Genomic DNA, 19,273 nt, shown 5'->3' with positions numbered 1-19,273 from the left:
ATCATAGGGGAGAGAGGCAGGCGGCGTCACCATCGCAAGGGCGCGGGCGGTATCGCGTGCTTGCTGCGCGGTGCACGCCTGCCTAAATCCAGATCATGGCGCATGCTCATCACGATCATCACGAACCGCAGGGTGCAGACCTGGCCGAGGCAGCCCAGGCAACGTTGGAACGTGCCGGGGAGCAATGGACCGCGATGCGCGCCAGCGTGTTTGGCGCGCTGGCCGGGTTCGATAAGCCGGCGAGCGCCTATGATATCGCCGACGCCGTTTCCAAGGCGGAGGGGCGGCGCGTTGCCGCCAACAGCGTGTACCGCATCCTGGATCTGTTCGTCGGAACGAACCTGGCCCGCAAGGTGGAGAGCGCCAACGCCTATGTCGCCAATGCGCACCCCGATTGCCTGCATGACTGCATTTTCCTGGTGTGCGATTCGTGCGGGCAGACGACTCATCTTGACGATGACCGCCTGACCGGCGGGGTCCGCGACGCGGCCTCTGCCGCTGGCTTTTCACCGGTGCGCCCGGTGATCGAGGTGCGCGGCCGCTGCGCCGCCTGCGCCGGTACCGCCCGATGATCGACGTGGCAGGAACCCGTACCATTCGACACGATCCAACCGCTGGGGTAAGCGCCGCACGATGACCGATCTGCCTCAGACGCCGTTGCTCGATACCGTTTCGACGCCGGCCGACCTTCGAAAGTTGGCCCCTGAACAGCTTCGCCAACTTGCCGACGAACTGCGGGCCGAGACGATCTCCGCGGTTGGCTCCACGGGCGGGCACCTTGGTTCGGGGCTGGGCGTGGTCGAGCTGACGACCGCGATCCACTATGTGTTCGATACGCCGCGCGACCGCCTGATCTGGGACGTCGGGCACCAATGCTATCCGCACAAGATCCTGACCGGGCGGCGTGACCGTATCCGCACGCTGCGGCAGGGCGGCGGCCTTTCCGGCTTCACCAAGCGCAGCGAGAGCGAATACGATCCGTTCGGCGCGGCGCACAGTTCCACCTCGATCTCGGCCGCGCTTGGCTTTGCCATCGCCAACAAGCTGGCCGACCAGCCGGGCAAGGCGATCGCGGTGATCGGCGACGGCGCGATGTCCGCCGGCATGGCCTATGAGGCGATGAACAACGCCGAGGCCGCAGGCAACCGGCTGGTCGTGATCCTGAACGACAATGACATGTCGATCGCGCCGCCGGTCGGCGGGCTGTCGGCCTATTTGTCGCGCATCGTTTCCAGCCGCGAATTCCTGTCGGTGCGCGAGTTGATGAAGAAGCTGGCGCGGCGTCTGCCGCGGCCGTTTCACAATGCAGCGCGCAAGACCGACGAATTCGCCCGCGGCATGACGATGGGCGGCACGCTGTTCGAGGAGCTGGGCTTTTACTACGTCGGCCCGATCGACGGGCATAATCTGGAACACCTCATCCCGGTGCTCGAGAATGTGCGCGACGCGGAGGAAGGCCCGATCCTGGTCCATGTCGTGACGAAGAAGGGCAAGGGCTATGCCCCGGCCGAGGCGGCATCCGACAAATATCACGGTGTGCAGAAGTTCGACGTGGTGACTGGCGCGCAGGCGAAGGCGCCGCCGGGGCCGCCGGCCTATCAGAACGTGTTCGGCGACGCGCTGGCCAATGAGGCGGATCGCGACCCGCGGGTCTGCGCGATCACCGCGGCCATGCCGTCGGGCACTGGGGTCGATCGCTTCGCGCAGCGCCATCCCGATCGCGCGTTCGACGTGGGCATTGCCGAACAGCATGGCGTGACCTTCGCCGCTGGCCTTGCGGCACAGGGCATGCGCCCGTTCTGCGCGATCTATTCGACGTTCCTGCAACGCGCCTATGACCAGGTGGTCCATGACGTGGCGATCCAGAACCTGCCGGTGCGCTTCGCGATCGATCGTGCGGGGCTGGTTGGCGCTGACGGCGCGACGCATGCCGGATCGTTCGACATCACCTATCTGGCGAGCCTGCCCAATTTCGTGGTGATGGCGGCGGCGGACGAGGCCGAGCTGGTCCACATGGTCCATACCTGTGTCGAGCATGATTCCGGCCCGATCGCGGTGCGATATCCGCGCGGCAACGGCACCGGCGTGCCGCTGCCCGGGACCCCCGAACTGCTGGAGGTCGGCAAGGGCCGCATCGTGCGCGAGGGCAAGACGGTGGCGATCCTGTCGCTCGGCACCCGGCTGGCCGAGGCGCTGAAGGCGGCGGATCAGCTGGAGGCCAAGGGCCTGTCGACGACGGTGGCCGATCTTCGCTTTGCCAAGCCGCTGGACGAGGCGATGATCCGTCGCCTGCTGTCCAGCCACGAAGTTGCCGTGACGATCGAGGAAGGATCGGTTGGCGGCCTCGGCGCGCATGTCCTGACCATGGCATCCGACGAGGGGCTGATCGATGGCGGGCTGAAGCTGCGCACGCTGCGCCTGCCGGATGTCTTCCAGGATCAGGATACGCCGCAGGCGCAATATGCGGCGGCAGGGCTTGATGCCGATGGGATCGTCGGAACCGTGCTGAAGGCGCTGCGCTGGAACGAAACCGGCGCCGCTGTGGGCGCGTGAGCGGCTGGACCAAGGTCATCCTCGCCACTGCCATATTGGTGGTGGCGATGGCGGGCTTCAATCTCGCGCTGTGGCGCCGCCTGAAGGAAGCGCGGCGGATCGCGGCGTTGCGCGCCGAACAGGAAAGCGACGAGGCGCTGCCACCTTCCTGATCGCGTCGTGGCCGGTGGCCTCGACCATCTGCCTCAGTTGCGTGCCTCATGCGCAGTGTAATCATGCGGGCGGGCGAGGATCGCGCGGGCATCGCCGGGCGCCCTGACTTCGCCATGCGGCCCGCCGGCGGCCTCTATCACTCGGTCGAGCAGGGCCTGACCCTCGGGCCACCAGCCAAGTCCGCTGGCCGCGTTGAGATGGCCTTGTGCGCCAGCATCGACGAAGTAACTGCCCCAATCCGCCGCCAGGCTGTGCGCACGCTCGATCGAGACCCAGGGATCGTCGGTGCTCGCAACCAGGATCGAGGGGAAGGGCAGGGGGATTCGGGGTGCGGGGGCGAAGGTGTTCAGCTCCGCCGGTGCGCCCTCGCGATCCACGTCGGCAGGCGCGACGAGCAGGGCGCCCGCCACTGGCCATCCATAGGGTTGCGGGCTGAGCGACGCCCACCAGGCGATCGCCTGGCATCCCAGGCTATGCCCGACCAGGATGACGGGGGCCTGCGCGCTGGAGATTGCCTGGTCGAGCTTCGTCACCCAGGCGTTGCGATGCGGGGTATCCCACATGCCGAGATCGACACGGTGCGTGTCGAGGCGGCCTTGTTCCCAAAGAGTCTGCCAATGCGCCGGACCCGAATTGCCGAGGCCGGGAACCGTAAGGACGGTTGGCGGCCGCGCGATGCTGGACGAAAAATGGCCCATGATGGTGCTCCTGTCCGTCGGGGCGAGGCCGCGGTGCCAGTGCTCTAGGGGGACGCCCGGCATCGCGACCTCGACCTCTTTCTATATCCTATCAAATCCATGGGCAATGACTCAGTTCCGCCACAAGGTCGGATCGAGCAGCGCTTGCGACGAAGCGATCGGGGGGCGATAGGGCCGGCATGGCAAAGTCTCGCGTAGATCAGATGCTCGTCGATCGCGGCCTCGCCGAATCGCGCACCCGTGCGCAGGCGCTGATCATGGCCGGGCTGGTCTATGTCGGTGATCGCAAGGTGGAGAAGCCGGGGCAAAGCTTCGCAGAGGATGTGACGCTCGACGTGCGCGGCCGGGACCATCCCTGGGTATCGCGCGGCGGCATCAAGCTGGCGCATGGGCTTGACCATTTCGGCTGGGACGTGACGGGCGCGGTCGCCATCGATGTGGGATCATCCACCGGCGGCTTCACCGACGTGCTGCTGAGTCGCGGTGCGGCGCGCGTGTATGCGGTCGACAGCGGCACCAACCAGCTTGCCTGGAAGCTGCGGCAGGACCCGCGCGTGATCGTTCATGAACAGACCAGCGCGCGCATCCTGACCAATGCACATATTCCCGAGCCGGTCGACCTGATCGTGTGCGACGCGAGCTTCATCGGCATTGCCAAGGTGCTGGAGGTGTCGCTGCGCTTCGCCAAGCCCGCCGCCCGCGCGCTGACGCTGGTGAAGCCGCAGTTCGAGGCGGGCCGCGAGGAAGTGGGGAAGGGCGGCGTGGTGCGAGACCCGACCGTTCACCGGCGCGTCTGCGACGAGGTGGCGGCCTGGTTCGAAACGCAGGGGTGGCGTGTCGAAGGCGTGAGCGAAAGTCCGATCACCGGGCCGGAAGGGAATGTGGAGTTCCTGCTCGCGGCTGTCCGCAATTGAGGCACTTGCGCGATTGATGATGATCGTGCGCGGTTTACGATCGCTGCGGGCCATGGTTAGGCGACGCAAAACGCCGCGGAGGAAATGTGGGGGCATTAGCGTCCAAGAGCCAGTTGCGCATGTCGTTCGTGCGATGGGCGCTCGTATGTGTCCCGCTGATCATGCTGCTGGGCTTTCTGTCGGGGCGCAGTGTCCCTTCGGGTGATCAGAACCTGTGGTATCAGGCGCTGGAGAAACCGGCGGTGACGCCGCCGGGCTGGGTGTTCCCGGTCGCCTGGACGACGCTCTATATTCTGCTCGGACTTGCGCTTGCTGCGATCCTGAACGCGCGCGGGGCACGGCGACGGGCGGCTGCGGTGGGGCTGTTCGCGGCTCAATTTGCGCTGAACCTTGCCTGGACTCCGCTGTTCTTTGGTGCGCATCGGGTTGGCGCCGCGTTGCTGGTGATCACGGTGATGCTGCTGCTGGCGATCGCCACCACCGTTGCCTTTGCCCGGATCCGCAAGGCGGCGGCGTGGATGATGGTCCCCTATCTGGTGTGGCTGAGCTTTGCCGCGGTGCTGACGTGGCGGATCGATCAGCTCAACCCCGACGCGGAAACCCTTGTGCCGAGCGCCCGAACCTCCCAAGTCATTGGTTGATTCTCTACCGAAAGGCTTTGGCACATGCAGTCCGAAAACCGGCTGTTCGATGATCTGGCGAAATTGGTGAACGGCGCGGCCGGGACGTTGGCGGGTGTAGGGCGCGAGGCGCAGTCCGGCGCGCGGGAGCGAGCGCGCGAGTGGATCGGCGGCCTGGACTTCGTCAGCCGTGACGAGTTCGAGGCGGTGAAGGCGATGGCGGTTGCGGCACGTGACGAGGCCGATGCGCTTCGCGCGCGACTGGATGCACTGGAAGCGCGCCAGAACGGCTGATCTATCCACAACTGTCTGCGGCGCGTGCTTTGCGTTGCGGGGCTAACCCGTGCGATAAGATGGTGATGCTCGACGAAGCCGATCACGATCACGAACCCGAAGCCCCGCTGGACATGCTCGAAAACTATTTCTCGGCGCATGGCTGGTCGTACGACCGCCATGACGACGAGATCAGCGCGAGCGTGAAGGGCAGCTGGACCGAATATGAGCTTCGCGCCCTGTGGCGCGAAGAAGATGGCGTGTTGCAGTTCCTGGCGTTTCCGGACGTGAAGGTCGCGGAACATGCGCGCGCAGCGGTGTACGAGACGATCGGCCTCGCCAATGAACAGCTGTGGCTGGGCCATTTCGAGATGTGGTCGTCCAGCGGGATCCTGCTGTACCGCCATGCCGCGGTGGTCGATCAGACCGAGGAGGAGGCGACGCTGTCGCTCAACGCGGCGCAAGTGTTGGTGGAAACCGCGATCGACGAATGCGAGCGCTTCTATCCGGTGTTCCAGTTCGTCCTGTGGGGCGGGAAATCGCCGCGCGACGCCATTGCGGCGGCGCTGATCGAAACGCAGGGCGAGGCCTGAGCCGGTCATGAGCCTTCCCAGTTCCTTGTGGTTGATCGGTTGCGGCAACATGGGCGGCGCGATGCTGCGCGGCTGGATCGCGCAGGGCCTGCCGCCATCCGCGATCACCGTTGTCGATCCGGGCGCGCCTGACGTTCCGGCGGGGGTGCGGATTCTCGCCGCGCCGCCGCAGGAGTCTGCCCCGGACGTGATCGTGCTCGCCGTCAAGCCGCAGCTGCTGGACTCGGTCGCCCCGTCGATCGCGAGTATCCGCCCTGCGATCCTCCTGTCCATCCTGGCGGGAGTTGAGGAATCGGCGCTGGCGGCGCGCATCGCGGCGGGCACGATCGTGCGTGCCATGCCCAACCTGCCGGTGGCGATTGGCAAGGGGGTGACGGCGCTTCATGCGACGTCCACCGACCAGGCGGTTCGAGACACCGCGGAGGCGCTGATCCGTCCGCTCGGTCAGGTCGAATGGATCGCCGACGAGGCGCTTTTCGACGCGGTGACTGCCCTTTCGGGTTGCGGTCCGGGGTTCGTGTTCCGGTTCATCGACGCGCTGGCTTCCGCCGGCGAGCGACTGGGCCTGCCGCGTGAGCAGGCCGCGCGCCTTGCGCTCGCCACGGTGGAAGGGTCAGCAGCGATGGCCGCCGGCGCGGACGTCAGCCCGGCGGTGCTTGCCGATCGGGTGGCGAGTCCCGGCGGGTCGACGCGCGAGGGGCTCAATGTCCTCGATCGTGACGCGGCGCTCAATCACCTGCTGGAAGCGACGCTGAGCGCGAGCTTCGAACGGAACCGGGAATTGGCCGCGGCGGCGCGCGGCTGATCTGACAAGCCGACATCCACCGGCCGCTGTTCGGCGGCCGGGGCGACGGCTCAGCCGCGCAGTGCGTCGATCCGGGGACGCTCTTCCTCGGGGATCAACCCTTGCAGGACGGCCCAGAACCCGCCCACGGCACCCTGGCCAGCCTCCAGATAGGCGGCAGCGAGCCGTTCGCGGAGCGCATCGTACAGCCCGGCCTCGAACGCTTCACCTTCCTTGGTGAGGCGCAGGAGCCGTTGTCGGCGGTCCCGCTCGCCAGGCCGCGCCTCGACATAGCCGCGCTCGGTCAGTTCGCTCAGCACGCGGCCGAGCGACTGTTTGGTGATCCCCAGCAGCGCGAGCAGATCGGAGACCGCCATGTCGGGCTTCCGGGCGATGAAGTAGAGCGCGCGATGGTGCGCCCGTCCGAGGCCGTGACGCGCCAGGCCGCGATCGATCGACCGCGTGATATGGGCGCTTCCGAAGTACAGCAGCTCGATACCGCGGCGAATTTCAGGCTCGCGCAGGAAGAGCGGAGAGGCGGAGGACGTCGGGGCAGCCATGTTGACCGGCATTGCCATCGGGCCTACCCGACCGCAACCCCGTCAACGGCGCGGTTGTTGCGCCTGCCAGGAGCTTTTTTCCGTGCCGACGCCTGCGCAATTCGCCTTTGAACCCAATTCCTCGCCGATCCCGGCGTCCGAACGCACCGCCCAGATCAGCGACCCGGCGTTTGGCCGCGTCTTCACCGATCATATGGCGGTGGTGCGCTGGAGCGAAGCGAAAGGGTGGCATGATGCGAAGATCACCGCACGCACCACGCTGTCGGTCGATCCGGCAACCGCGGTGCTTCATTATGCGCAGGAGATCTTCGAAGGGCTGAAGGCCTATCGTCATGATGACGGGTCCTTCGCGCTGTTCCGTCCCGCCGCCAATGCCGCGCGGTTCCGCGATTCCGCCCGCCGCATGGCGATGCCCGAACTGCCCGACGATCTGTTCATCGGTTCGATCGAGGCGTTGGTAAAAACCGATGCCGACTGGTTCCCGGCGGTGGAGGGCGGGTCGCTGTACCTGCGGCCGTTCATGATCGCGAGCGAGGTGTTCCTGGGCGTGAAGCCGGCCGGGGAGTATCTGTACATGGTGCTGGCGTCGGCCGCCGGATCCTATTGGAAGGGCGGCGTCCGGCCGATCTCGCTGTGGGTGAGCCATGATTATTCGCGTGCCGCACCTGGCGGCACCGGCGCTGCCAAGTGCGGCGGAAATTACGCCACCAGCCTCGTCGCGCAGCAGGAGGCAATCCGCCGCGGATGCGACCAGGTGGTGTTCCTCGATGCGACGGAACGCCGCTGGATCGAGGAACTGGGCGGCATGAACATCTTCTTCGTGTTCGACGACGGCTCGATCCAGACGCCGCCGCTGACGGGAACGATCCTGCCGGGCATCACGCGCAACTCGATTCTCCAGCTTGCCCGTGACGCGGGGCTCACCGTGCGTGAGGAGCTGTATTCGATCGATCAATGGCGTGCCGATGCGGAGAGCGGGCGGCTGGTGGAAAGCTTCGCCTGCGGTACCGCGGCGGTCGTGACCCCGATCGGGCAGGTCTCCGGGCCCGATTATGCGTTCACCATCGGCTCGGGCGGCACGGGGCAGATTACGCAGCGGTTTCTCGACAGCCTGACCGCCATCCAGCGCGGCCGCGCGCCTGATCCGCACAGTTGGCTGCATCCGATCGCCTAAGGCCATTGCACTTCGCGCGCGCCCGTTATAGGCGCCCGCGTTCTGCTGGGGCGTCGCCAAGTGGTAAGGCACCGGTTTTTGGTACCGGCATTCGCAGGTTCGAATCCTGCCGCCCCAGCCAGTTCTCAGCTAAGTGATTGATCTGACTGGCACATGCGGCTCGGCCGAGCTCGCATGTGGCCGCGAGCGTGCCATATGGCCGGTCGGGGAGATCAACGCCCTTCCTCTTTGCCTTGACTGCGGGCGAAAGAATGGGAAAGCCCGTCGCTGCTTGCGTCGAAATTGGACGCGCGCGTTGGCTTGGCGGACTCGCGTAGCGCGAAGATAGCCTCGCGATATCCGCCAAGCAGATTCAGATCGTCAGCGGCGGGGCGCGCGGCCGGCGAAGGTGACGATGCTCTCGGCGCCGTTCGGGCCGATCGCCGACACGCCGAAATAGTGATCGTCGACCGACACTTCCTTCAGCACCTGCTGGGTTGCGCCGGAAACCTCGCGCGCATCGGTCCAGGCGGGCTTGTCGGTGCGGCGCCAATGGATCTTGTAGCGCGCCGCGCCGGGCACCGGTTGCCACGCGACGGTCGTATCGCGGGTCAGTTCGCCGGCGACGTTGACGCCCGCCGGGGCGGCCGGGGCGGCGGCAAGCTGCCCGATGGTCGCGACGTTGATGGCGGTGACTCGTGCGAGATAGGGGAAATCCATCCCCTCGATCGTGTCGCCATAGACGCGGCCGTTCTCGGTGCGCAGATCCTGGTGCTGGCGATTCCAATTCTCGGCGCCGACGGTGAAACGGACCGCGGGATAGCCCTGGCGGAGGAACGGCTCGTGGTCGCCGCCCCGGCCGAAGCGATCGGGGCGGCGATCGACGAACACGTCGAACTTGCCGGGCAGGCTATCGGCGATGCCGTCGATCGCCTTGGCCAGTGCGCGGCTGGGGCCGTCGTCCTCGCCGCCGATCGCGCGGCGCTCCATCGCCTCGGCGAGGCTCTCGCTGGCGCGCACGCCTTCGGAGAAGACGCGCACGCGATCGGCGACGCGCAGGCCATTCTGGCCGATCGAATTGCCGACGATATCGTTGTTGAGCATCGCATCGACCTGCCAGCCGCGTGCCTTCGCGGTTTCGGCCAGCAGGGTGGCGCCGAGCAGGCCCTGCTCCTCGCCCGAGAAAGCGACGTAGACGATGTTGCCGGCGAACTTCTCCTTCGACAGGATGCGCGCGGCCTCCAGCACCAGCGCGACGCCGCTCGCGTCATCGTTCGCGCCGGGGGCATCGGAGGTTGCGTCCATCACGTCGGTGACGCGGCTGTCGATATGGCCGCCGACGATGATGTAGCGGTTGGGATCGGTGCCGCGCTGGATGCCGAGCACGTCCTCAATCACGACGCCGTTCGGCGCGCGCGCGTTGACGAAGCGGCGCTGCAGGCGCTCGACCGTGATGCAGCCGCCGCAGGCCGCGCCGATGCGCTCGAACTCGGACGCGACCCAGTTGCGCGCGGCACCGATGCCGCGCTTCGGATCGGTCGCCGAGGATAGCGTGTGGCGGGTGCCGAACGAGACGAGCTTCTCCACCGAGCCGCGCAGCCGATCCGGCGACGGCGTATCGCGTGCCGCGGCAGGGGTGGCGAGCAACAGGGCGGCGAAGGGAAGGGTGCGGATCATAGCGCGGTGTTGGCGGTAAATGGCGGGTCAGACAAGCGCGACCCTGACGATCCGGCCAACACCCTGTCGAGGGCTGCGCTGCTTGCGCCGAACAGGATGCAGTTGCCGGGGATGATCATCAACGGCACCGTTTGCCGCCACCGTCCGCCGCAGCGCCGCGCACGAGCGCCGCGGCCCACAGCCGCGGTGCTGGGCGCGGAAATGATCGGCGAGCGCGATCGCCCGTTTGATGTCTACGGAAGCTGAACGATCTGTCCGATCGTTACGCCATTCAGCCCGAGCCATGCGGCGAGTTGCTCAAGTTCGTGAGCCAATCGCTCGAGGGTTTCTGCAGGGGCGCCAGGCTCGATGGTCACACGGTGCGCCAGGAGCATGCCAGCCTGGCGATCTGCCTTCAGGTCCACACGGGCGACGAGTGCCTCGTCCATGAGGAAGGGGAGGACGTAATAGCCATGCGTCCGCCTCTCCGGCGGTACGTAGATCTCGATGCGATAGCGAAAGCCGAACAACCGCTCCGCGCGGCTCCGCTCCCAGATCAAGGGGTCGAACGGTGCCAGCAGCGAGGCGGCGCGCACGCTGCGCGGCGTGGGGGCGTCGCGGTGCATCCACGCCCTTTGGCTCCAGCCCTCTACCCGAACCGGGATGAGCGTGCCTGCTTCTGCTTCGGCCGCGATGGCATGGTCCGCCTCTTCGGGTTTCAGGCGAAAATAATCGCGCAGGTCCGCGGCCGTCGCAACACCCAGTGCCTGCGCGCTGCGCGCGATCAAGGCTTGCTGCGCGCTCGCCGGGTCGGGCGTGGGAAGGTCCAGAACAGCCGTGGGCAGAACGCGCTCGGGCAAGTCATAGACACGGGCGAAGCTGCTGCGGCGTGTCGCGGTGGTGATCTTGCCGGCCCAGAACAGCCATTCGAGTGCGTGCTTGGTGTGGCTCCATTCCCACCAGCCGCTCTTGCTCGATCCGTTTTCGAAGTCGGCCGCGGTCATGGGCCCCTCCGCGGTTATGCGATCGAGCACCGCCTGAGCCTCCGCCCTTCGCTCGACAGCAAAGCGCCGGAGCCCTTGGTATCCGATCTCGCCCCGTTCGGCGCGGGCCATGCGCCAGCGCAGTAGAGGGTGCAGGTCGAGCGGAAGCAGCGAGGCCTCATGCGCCCAATATTCAAACATGCGCCGCTGCCGCATCGGCCCCCACGCGTCACGCGCGATCGCCTCTCGATCGTAAGGGCCAAGGCGCGAGAAGGCTGGCAGATAATGTGCTCTGACGAGCACGTTGACGCTGTCGATCTGGAATAGCCCCAGGCGACCGAGCGTGCCACGCACTCGGCTCGCGCCTGGCCGCGCTGGACGAGAGATGCCGAAGCCCTGGGCCGCAAGCGCGATCCGTCGCGCCTCCCCGAGTGAAAGATTGATCCCCACAAGATGGAGCTTGGCCGCTGGATCCAAAGCGCGTCAACCTGAGCGGCACGGCATGCCGTGGTGCGATGGAGAGCAGAACTTACAGCTTCACCGCGTTCAGGCGGAGCGCGTTCAGCACGACGGTGAAAGACGACAGCGCCATCGCTGCGCCAGCCAGCATCGGGGAAAGCAGGATGCCTGCAACCGGGTACAACACGCCCGCCGCGACCGGCACGCCGATCCCGTTGAACACAAAGGAAAAGAACAGGTTCTGTCGAATGTTGCGCATCGTGGCATGTGCCAGCTTGCGGGCGCGGACGATGGCGGACAGGTCGCCGCGAGTCAGCGTCATGCCGGCGCTCTCGATCGCCACGTCGGTTCCTGTGCCCATCGCCAACCCCACATCGGCCGCGGCGAGGGCAGGGGCGTCGTTGATCCCGTCGCCGGCCATCGCCACCCGATGGCCGCTCGCCTTCAACTCGCCGACGATGCGCGCCTTGTCCTCGGGCTTCAGATCGGCGCGGATATCGTCGAGCCCCCCTACCGCGCGCCCCACGGCCTCGGCCGTGATCTGATTGTCGCCCGTGAGCATGACGACGCGCAGTCCGCTGTGGCGGAGCGCGGCGATCGCCCCCCGTGCCGCCGGGCGGACGGGATCGGCCACTCGAGGAGCCCGGCCAGCCGCCCATCCACCGCGACCAGCATGACGCCAGCGCCATCGCGGCGGTGCCGATCGGCGACCTCGTCCAGCGGGGCAGGGTCTGCCCCAGCTCGTTTCATCTGTGCGGCATTGCCGACCACCACGGTACGCCCGCCGACATTAGCGCTTACCCCCAGGCCGGTTTGCGAGGCAAAGTCCTGGACCTTGGTCATCGTCAGCCCTCGCGCGGCGGCAGCCGTTACGATCGCATGGGCGAGCGGATGCTCCGACTGGGCCTCCACCGCAGCGGCAAGCGCCAGCAGCTCGGCTTCGCTGAAGGGGTTGACGGGCTCGACGGCGACCAGCGCCGGCTTGCCCTCGGTCAGCGTACCGGTCTTGTCGATGACCAGCGTATCAACCTTTTCGAATGCTTGCAGGGCTTCGGCATTCTTCACCAGCACGCCAGCCCGGGCGCCCCGGCCGGTGCCGACCATGATCGACATGGGCGTGGCGAGCCCGAGGGCGCACGGGCAGGCGATTACCAGGACGGCGATCGCGTTCAGCAGTGCGTGGCCCATGCGCGGCGCCGGGCCGAGCAGTGACCAGACCACGAAGGTTGCAATCGCAATGAGCACGACGAGCGGCACAAACCAGCCGGACACGCGATCCGCGACTGCCTGGATCGGCGCGCGGCTGCGCTGCGCCTCCGCGACCATCCGCACGATCCGCGCCAGCATCGTATCGGCGCCCACCGCACGGGCCGTCATGATCAGGCTGCCGGTGGTGTTGACCGTACCTCCGGTGACGGGCGCGCCGGGCTCCTTGGGCACCGGGCCTGGTTCTCCGGTGAACATGGACTCGTCGACGGAGGAGTGGCCCTCCAGAACCACGCCGTCGACGGGGATCGCTTCGCCGGGGCGGACGCGCAGCCGATCGCCCGCGGCCACTTCGGCAAGGCTGACTTCTGCTTCCGATCCGTCGGCGCCGATGCGATGTGCGGTCTTGGGCGTCAGGTCCATCAGCGCACGGATTGCCCGACCCGTTGCGGCGCGGGCGCGCAGCTCCAGCACCTGGCCAAGCAGCACCAGCGTCACGACGACGCCGGCCGCTTCGTAATAGACGGGCACCATGCCCGCGTGCGTCCGGAAGGTGTCGGGGAAAATCTCAGGGGCAAGCGTCGCCACCAGGCTGTAAACGAACGCCGTCCCCACACCCATTGAGATCAGGGTGAACATGTTGAGGTGGCGGCTCCGGATTGACTGCCAGCCACGCTGGAAGAACGGCGCGCCGGCCCACAGGACGATCGGGGCAGTGAGCCCGAGCTGGACCCAGGGCGACATGGCCGGGCTGACGATGCGCAGGCCCAGCATATCGGCAATCATCGAGACGAGGAGCAGCGGCACGGTCAAGACGACGGCAACCCACAGCCGCCGGGTGAAACCCACCAGCTCAGGGTTCGGGCGGTCGTCCAGCGACGGATCCTCTGGTTCGAGCGCCATGCCGCAGATCGGGCATGTCCCCGGTCCTTGCTGGCGGATCTCCGAATGCATCGGGCAGGTCCACATCGCGCCGGGCGTGGCGCTCGGCGCGGGGAACGGCTTGGTGCCCAGATAGGCGTTCGGATCGGTGACGAACCTGGTCCGGCAACCCGCACTGCAGAAGTAGTAGGCCTTGCCCTGATGCTCGGCATGATGCGTGGTTTTGGCGGGATCAACCGTCATGCCGCATACAGGATCGATTGCGGCCGCGTGCTCATCGGAGCGAATGCGGACTGCCTTATGATGGGCATCGGGATGAGGGTTGGTCATCGCGCAACTCTTTCAACCCGACATGATCCAGGATCGGACGGCGCTGATCATAGCGCGCTGCCGCCGGGAGGGCGCGTGCGAGATACCCTTATCCATGACCCAAGAGGTGTGCAGTGGTCGGGCTCGCTAAAATCGACAAGCTTTTCACGCCCGAAAGGGATTGTGAGCGGCAGGACGACGACTGCAGCCAAATCGTGTCTAGTGCTTGTGGCGTTGTTGAACTTGATCGGGTCGGCGGCACGACCGGGACGCACCGCCAATCGCCTGCCCGCAAAGTCGCGACCCATCGCTCGAATCTATGCCCCTATTCGATCAAACTATTGATTTCAGAGGCAGGATTGTCGCTCCGTGCAGAAAAGAGAACCTTCGCGCCTTATAATTTTTGTCACCGATGAGTGGCCGTGCAACGGCTTCAATGCGCCATGCGCATCCTAAGATTCTGATATTTCAGCATAGTCACCTCTTATCGCACGCAACTTAAATGTTGCTGCTTTGCATCAGTCGCAACGAAATGGCTTTTCGAGCCTAGACCGCAGCGCGCGGTGCCGCGACATGGCCTTGGCCCATGAGGCTCGAGGATCCTCCGGGGGAGAGGGTCCAATCACAAAATATCAGGGGGTGTATCGGTGATCACACGCGGGTTTTTTCTGGCGACCACGGCATCGGCTTCAATAATCATCAGCAGCTCCGCCCTTGCGCAAAGCCAGCCCGCGCCCTCGTCCGACAAATCCGCCGCAACCCAGGCCGTCGAAGCCGCCGTGCAGGGCGATCCGGTCGCGCCGACCGATGATATTGTCGTCGTAGGCAGTCAGATCCGGGGCAGCTCGGTCGCCGCGGCGCTGCCGGTCACGGTCGTGGGTCAGGAAGATATGGCGGCGATTGGCGCGACCTCGGGCGACGAACTGCTGCGTTCGATCCCGCAGCTGGGCGACGTGACGTTCAACGCCAGCTATCTGCCTAACAGCTCGAACGCGGCGCGCGGCGACGTTGGCTCGGTGAACCTGCGCAACCTGGGCGTCGGCAACACGCTGGTGCTGCTGAACGGCCGCCGCGTCGTCAATCACCCGACCAGCCGCGCGAACGAGAATCTCGTCCCCGTGCTGACCGTCAACAGCAACACCATCCCCGCATTCGGCATCGAGCGGCTGGAAGTGCTGCGTGACGGCGCGGCCGCGATCTACGGCTCTGACGCGGTCGCCGGCGTGGTCAACACCGTGCTGCAGAAGGACTTCCAGGGCGTCCAGATGGAGGGCCAGGTCGGCTTCGGCGAAGACACCAACCTGCTCGAAACCAACCTGAACCTGCTCGCCGGCACCCGGCTGGGCGATCGCGGCAACATCACGATCTTCGCCTCGCGGGAGTCGCGCACCATGATGCGCGCCGCGGACCAGGATTATACCGCCTCGGACGACAAGAGCCCGTTGTTCGTCGGCACCGCGCTGGAGGGGCTGACGCTGATCGACGGCCGCTCGACGATCACGCCCTGGGGCGTGTTCACCACCCGCGGCGGCGTACCGGTGCGGCAGGGCAGCGGCACCACCGGCGCGCTCGTGACCAGCGCGGCCGGCGTGTTCCACATCCAGCCCACCACCAACGGCGGCTGCACCGCGGGTGTCCCGTCGAACGCGGCGATCTGTATCGACGATGGCAACAACACCGCACTGGGCGATCGCAACCTGCGCTTCGACCAGACCCGCGCGTACAACCGGACGATCCTGCCCAAGGTCGAACGCTACAATCTGTTCGCCAACGGCAATTACGAGCTGACCGACACGCTGGAGGTGTTCGGCGAGGCGGCTTATTATCGCGCGACGACCAACAGCATCCAGAGCTCGCCGGGCACGCTCGCCGCGGGGCCGATCGTGATTCCGGCCAGCAATTACTACAATCCGTTCGGCGCAGTGGGCAGCGCGGGGCGCATCCCCGGCCTGAACACGCCGGCGGGTGGCCTCGACGTCACGCTGACCAGCTATAACTTCTCCGACTTCGGCCCCAACATCGTCGACGTCGACAATGAACAATGGCGTGCGCTGGCCGGTGTCCGCTTCAACCTGTTCGGCATCGATTTCGAAAGTGCGGCGCTCTATTCGGAAGCGACCGTTACCGACACCTCGACCGGCATCAGCGCCACCCTGCTGCAGCGCCAGCTCGGCCTGTCGACGCCGGATGCGTACAATCCGTTCAACGGCGGCAACCTCGGCTCGCCCAGCCTCGCCGACACGACGCTGTCGAACCAGGCGGCGATCGACGCGGTCCGCATCAACACCACGCGCCGCAGCAAGGCGACGCTGGCACTCGCCGACCTCAAGGGGTCGAAGGCTGACCTGCTGGCGCTGCCCGCCGGCAACCTTGGCATCGCCTTCGGCATCGAGGGGCGGCGCGAGACGCAGCTCGACGATCGCGATCCGCGCGTCGACGGCACCATCCAGTTCCGCGACAGCGTAACCGGCTTCGTCAATCCGTCGGACCTCGTCGGCACCAGCAACTCGCCCGACACCCGCGGCAGTCGCAACGTCTTTGGCGCCTATGTCGAGGCCGCCGTCCCGGTGATCTCGCCGGACATGAACATTCCGCTGGTCAATCGCCTCGAATTCCAGCTGGCCGGGCGGTTTGAACATTATTCGGACGCCGGCTCGGTCGCCAAGCCGAAGATCGCCGCCGCCTGGGATGTCGTCTCGGGCATCCGCCTGCGCGGTTCCTATGCCGAAAGCTTCCGTGCGCCGAACCTGGAACAGGTCAACGCCCAGCTCGTCACCCGGTCCAACACCCGGCTCGATCCGATCCGCTGCGAGGCGCAGCTGCGCACCGGGGCGATCAGCTCCTTCACCAATTGCACGCAGAGCTTCGCCACCACCGCACAGCGCGCCGGCAACCCCAATCTGAAGCCGGAACAGTCGACCAACTGGACCGCCGGCGTCGTCCTTCAGCCGACGTTCCTCGACGATGCGGTGGGCCGGATCACGTTGACCGCCGACTATTGGAACATCAAGCAGCGCGACATCGTCGGCATCTTTGGTGAGGCCAATGCCCTCATCAACGATTACCTGCTGCGTGTCGGCGGGTCGAGCGATGCGAACGTCATCCGCAGCGCCCCCACCGCGGACGACATCGCGCTGTTCAACGGCAGCGGCATCGCGCCGGTCGGCCGCGTGCAGTTCGTCAACGACCAGTATCAGAACCTTCAGCCGCAGAGCGTGTCGGGCTGGGACTTCGGGATCAACTGGCGGGTGCGCGATTTCGGGATCGGCCGGATCGTCGCCAACGTCAACGCGGCCTATCTGAAATCCTATTTCCTGACGCCCTCGCCCGGCGTGCAGACGCTGATCGACGCGCGTGCCGCCGGCACGATCAACCGCGATATCGTGATCGTCGACGGGGGTGAGCTGGTGCGCCAGAACGGGAAGCCGGAATGGCGCGTCACCGGATCGCTAACCTGGTCCGCCGGGCCGTTCCAGGTCGGCACCTTCACCAGCTATACGAGCGATGTCTACGACACCGACGGCACCGTGAACGGCGTGCCGTGGCGGGTCGGCGGACGCACCACGATCAACCTGTATGGCCAGGTCGAGTTCGGCGACCGCAGCCGGGGCGAGGGGCAGCACCGTTTCCGCATCGGCGTGCGCAACCTGACCGACAAGCAGCCGCCGCTGGCGACGAACGGGTTCCTGGGCTCGCTCTACACGCCCTATTCGCGCTACTGGTACGCCAACCTGCGGTCGACCTTCTGATGCGCCGTTTCGCCACCGCCGCCGCGCTTCTCGCGCTTGCCACACCGCTTCTGGCGCAGGAGGGGGCACCGCCCCCCCGCACCGGAACCGGCGGCGACATCGTCGCCTATGACCAGATCCACAAGCCGGTGATCGGCCGCGGGGGCATGGTCGTCAGCCAGAATGTGATCGCATCGAAGGTCGGTGCGGAAATCCTGCGCAAGGGCGGCAATGCCGTCGACGCGGCGGTCGCGATGGGCTTCGCGCTCGCCGTCACCCTGCCGCGCGCGGGCAACATCGGCGGCGGCGGCTATATGCTGGTCCATATGGCCGCCAAGGACGGCAAGCCGGCGCAGGACATTGCGATCGATTATTACGGCCAGGCCAGCCGCCATACCAAGCCGGACCTGCTGCTGGGCGCCAATGGCCGTTTCGATCCGGCCAAGGGCTATTCGATGAAGGGCGTGGCCATCCCCGGCACCGTCGCGGGCCTGTGGGAAGCGCACAAGCGTTTCGGCTCGATGCCGTGGGGCACGCTGATCGCCCCGGCGATCGCGATGGCGGAACAGGGCGTCATCCTGTCCGACGACGAGGCGAAGGCCAACGCCGATCAGAAGGACGCGATGGCCGATGATCCCGCCGCGCTGGCGATGTTCTTCAAGCCCGACGGCAGCGCCTATGCGCCCGGCGAGCTGTGGAAGCAGCCCGATCTTGCCGCCACGCTGAAGGTGATCGCCGCCAAGGGCCGCGACGGTTTCTACACCGGCCCGCTCGCCCAGCGGCTCGCCGCCGGGATCAAGGCCGGCGGCGGCGTGATCGATGCCAGGGATCTGGCCAGCTACAAGGCGATCGTCTCGGCGCCGATCTGGTCCAGCTATCGCGGGCAGAAGATCGCGTACATGCCGCCGACCGCGTCGGGCGTTAGCGTCGCGGAGGCGATGAACATCCTCGAAACCTTCCCCGTGCGCGAGCAGCGCTGGGGATCGGTGGCGAACCTTCACCTGCTGTCCGAAACGATGAAGCTGGTATCGGCCGATCGCCGCCGGGTGGGTGGCGGGCCGGACTGGCGCTCCCCGACCAAGGGGCTTGCGTCCAAGGGCTATGCCGCCGAACGCGCCAAGCTGATCCGCCCCGATCGGGCGATGGGGGCGAAGGAAGCCGCCGACGGCAATCCCTACCCCTATGAAAGCCAGGACACGACGCATTATTCGATCGCCGACGCGGCCGGCAATGCGGTGAGCAACACCTATACGCTGTCGGCATCCTATGGCGCGCATGTCGTCGCGCCGGGGACTGGCGTGCTGCTCAACAATTCGCTGGGCAATCTCGCCTGGGGCCGCAAGGGCGACGACAAGGCGACGCTGCCGGTGCCGGGCAAGCGCGTCGGATCGACGATCACGCCGATCATCGTGTTCAAGGATGAAAAGCCCTGGCTGGTCACCGGCACGCCGGGCGGCGGATACATCATCGCGACGATGGTTCAGCTGTTGTCCAACGTCCTCGATCACGGCCTCAACGTCGCCGAAGCGGCGCAGCGGCCGCGCGTGAACCAGGGTGGCGGGGACGCTCCGCTGGAGCTGGAGGAAGGCTTCTCGCCCGACATCATTCCGATGCTCGAGGCGCGCGGGCACAAGGTGCGGCCGTCTAACACGATGGGCAGCACCCAGTCGATCATGGTCGAGGGCACGCGTTTCCTCGGCGCCGCCGATTCCCGCCGCCCCGATGCGGCCGCGATCGGGGTGAAGTAAG

General features: G+C 66.6%; 15 protein-coding genes, 1 tRNA gene and 1 pseudogene. 12 read left to right on the top strand and 5 right to left on the bottom strand.

What is annotated here, in order from left to right; all coding sequences use genetic code 11:
• The first annotated feature begins 95 nt into the window (after positions 1-95).
• The 3 genes from L8F96_RS09395 to L8F96_RS09385 all read left to right on the top strand — a co-directional run bounded on the left by L8F96_RS09395 (position 96) and on the right by L8F96_RS09385 (position 2,705).
• On the top strand, positions 96-572 hold the full coding sequence (locus tag L8F96_RS09395; protein WP_046411152.1) for a Fur family transcriptional regulator: 477 nt from the start codon (positions 96-98) through the stop codon (positions 570-572).
• Positions 573-633: 61 nt separating this feature from the next.
• Complete coding sequence (gene dxs / locus L8F96_RS09390; protein ID WP_334655845.1) at positions 634-2,553, top strand: 1-deoxy-D-xylulose-5-phosphate synthase; 1,920 nt, start codon at positions 634-636, stop codon at positions 2,551-2,553.
• Complete coding sequence (locus L8F96_RS09385; protein WP_156167287.1) at positions 2,550-2,705, top strand: hypothetical protein; 156 nt, start codon at positions 2,550-2,552, stop codon at positions 2,703-2,705. The genes dxs and L8F96_RS09385 overlap by 4 nt, the downstream gene beginning before the upstream one ends.
• 33 nt (positions 2,706-2,738) lie before the next feature.
• Here the strand turns inward: L8F96_RS09385 and L8F96_RS09380 are convergent, their stop codons facing one another.
• Positions 2,739-3,404 (bottom strand): RBBP9/YdeN family alpha/beta hydrolase, encoded by a 666-nt coding sequence (locus L8F96_RS09380; protein ID WP_125944610.1) that lies wholly within the window; start codon positions 3,402-3,404, stop codon positions 2,739-2,741.
• Positions 3,405-3,583: 179 nt separating this feature from the next.
• On the opposite strand from L8F96_RS09380, the gene L8F96_RS09375 reads away from it, so the two are divergent.
• From L8F96_RS09375 to proC, 5 genes are all read left to right on the top strand, one after another.
• Positions 3,584-4,318 carry a TlyA family RNA methyltransferase gene (locus L8F96_RS09375; RefSeq protein WP_334655844.1) on the top strand — a complete coding sequence of 245 codons (735 nt, stop codon included), beginning with the start codon at positions 3,584-3,586 and terminating at the stop codon, positions 4,316-4,318.
• Positions 4,319-4,437: 119 nt separating this feature from the next.
• Complete coding sequence (locus tag L8F96_RS09370) at positions 4,438-4,959, top strand: TspO/MBR family protein (protein ID WP_125944861.1); 522 nt, start codon at positions 4,438-4,440, stop codon at positions 4,957-4,959.
• A gap of 24 nt (positions 4,960-4,983) precedes the next feature.
• Positions 4,984-5,232, top strand: a complete 249-nt coding sequence (locus tag L8F96_RS09365; RefSeq protein ID WP_046411144.1) for an accessory factor UbiK family protein — start codon at positions 4,984-4,986, stop codon at positions 5,230-5,232.
• Positions 5,233-5,291: 59 nt separating this feature from the next.
• Complete coding sequence (locus L8F96_RS09360; RefSeq protein WP_046411142.1) at positions 5,292-5,804, top strand: type III secretion system chaperone family protein; 513 nt, start codon at positions 5,292-5,294, stop codon at positions 5,802-5,804.
• 7 nt (positions 5,805-5,811) lie between these two features.
• Entirely contained in the window at positions 5,812-6,609 is a 798-nt protein-coding gene (proC, locus tag L8F96_RS09355; protein ID WP_136451337.1) for a pyrroline-5-carboxylate reductase, read from the top strand.
• A gap of 50 nt (positions 6,610-6,659) precedes the next feature.
• Here the strand turns inward: proC and L8F96_RS09350 are convergent, their stop codons facing one another.
• On the bottom strand, positions 6,660-7,166 hold the full coding sequence (locus L8F96_RS09350) for a MarR family transcriptional regulator (protein WP_046411138.1): 507 nt from the start codon (positions 7,164-7,166) through the stop codon (positions 6,660-6,662).
• Positions 7,167-7,230: 64 nt separating this feature from the next.
• Between L8F96_RS09350 and L8F96_RS09345 the strand changes: the two genes are divergently transcribed.
• Both L8F96_RS09345 and L8F96_RS09340 read left to right on the top strand, forming a co-directional pair.
• On the top strand, positions 7,231-8,322 hold the full coding sequence (locus tag L8F96_RS09345; protein ID WP_334655843.1) for a branched-chain amino acid aminotransferase: 1,092 nt from the start codon (positions 7,231-7,233) through the stop codon (positions 8,320-8,322).
• Between the two features lie 46 nt (positions 8,323-8,368).
• Positions 8,369-8,443 (top strand) — tRNA-Gln (locus L8F96_RS09340).
• 239 nt (positions 8,444-8,682) lie between these two features.
• Here L8F96_RS09340 and L8F96_RS09335 read toward each other — a convergent pair.
• The 3 genes and pseudogenes from L8F96_RS09335 to L8F96_RS09325 form a co-directional block, all read right to left on the bottom strand.
• Positions 8,683-9,978, bottom strand: coding sequence for a M20/M25/M40 family metallo-hydrolase (locus L8F96_RS09335; protein ID WP_334655842.1), 1,296 nt, complete (start codon positions 9,976-9,978; stop codon positions 8,683-8,685).
• A 233-nt stretch (positions 9,979-10,211) separates the two neighbouring features.
• Entirely contained in the window at positions 10,212-11,294 is a 1,083-nt protein-coding gene (locus L8F96_RS09330; RefSeq protein WP_334655841.1) for a winged helix-turn-helix domain-containing protein, read from the bottom strand.
• 175 nt (positions 11,295-11,469) lie between these two features.
• Positions 11,470-13,730: pseudogene (locus tag L8F96_RS09325) on the bottom strand (heavy metal translocating P-type ATPase).
• 845 nt (positions 13,731-14,575) lie between these two features.
• Here L8F96_RS09325 and L8F96_RS09320 point away from each other — a divergent pair.
• Together L8F96_RS09320 and ggt are read left to right on the top strand one after the other, a co-directional pair.
• Positions 14,576-17,545, top strand: a complete 2,970-nt coding sequence (locus L8F96_RS09320; protein WP_334655840.1) for a TonB-dependent receptor domain-containing protein — start codon at positions 14,576-14,578, stop codon at positions 17,543-17,545.
• Complete coding sequence (ggt, locus tag L8F96_RS09315; RefSeq protein WP_334655839.1) at positions 17,545-19,272, top strand: gamma-glutamyltransferase; 1,728 nt, start codon at positions 17,545-17,547, stop codon at positions 19,270-19,272. Before L8F96_RS09320 ends, ggt begins: the two co-directional genes overlap by 1 nt.
• Position 19,273: the final 1 nt, after the last annotated feature.

Source organism: Sphingomonas panaciterrae, from assembly GCF_036890205.1.
In the GTDB taxonomy this organism is placed as follows: domain Bacteria; phylum Pseudomonadota; class Alphaproteobacteria; order Sphingomonadales; family Sphingomonadaceae; genus Sphingomonas; species Sphingomonas panaciterrae.
Note: the sequence above shows the minus strand (reverse complement) of the source record. Positions and strands in the feature narration are given on the sequence as shown.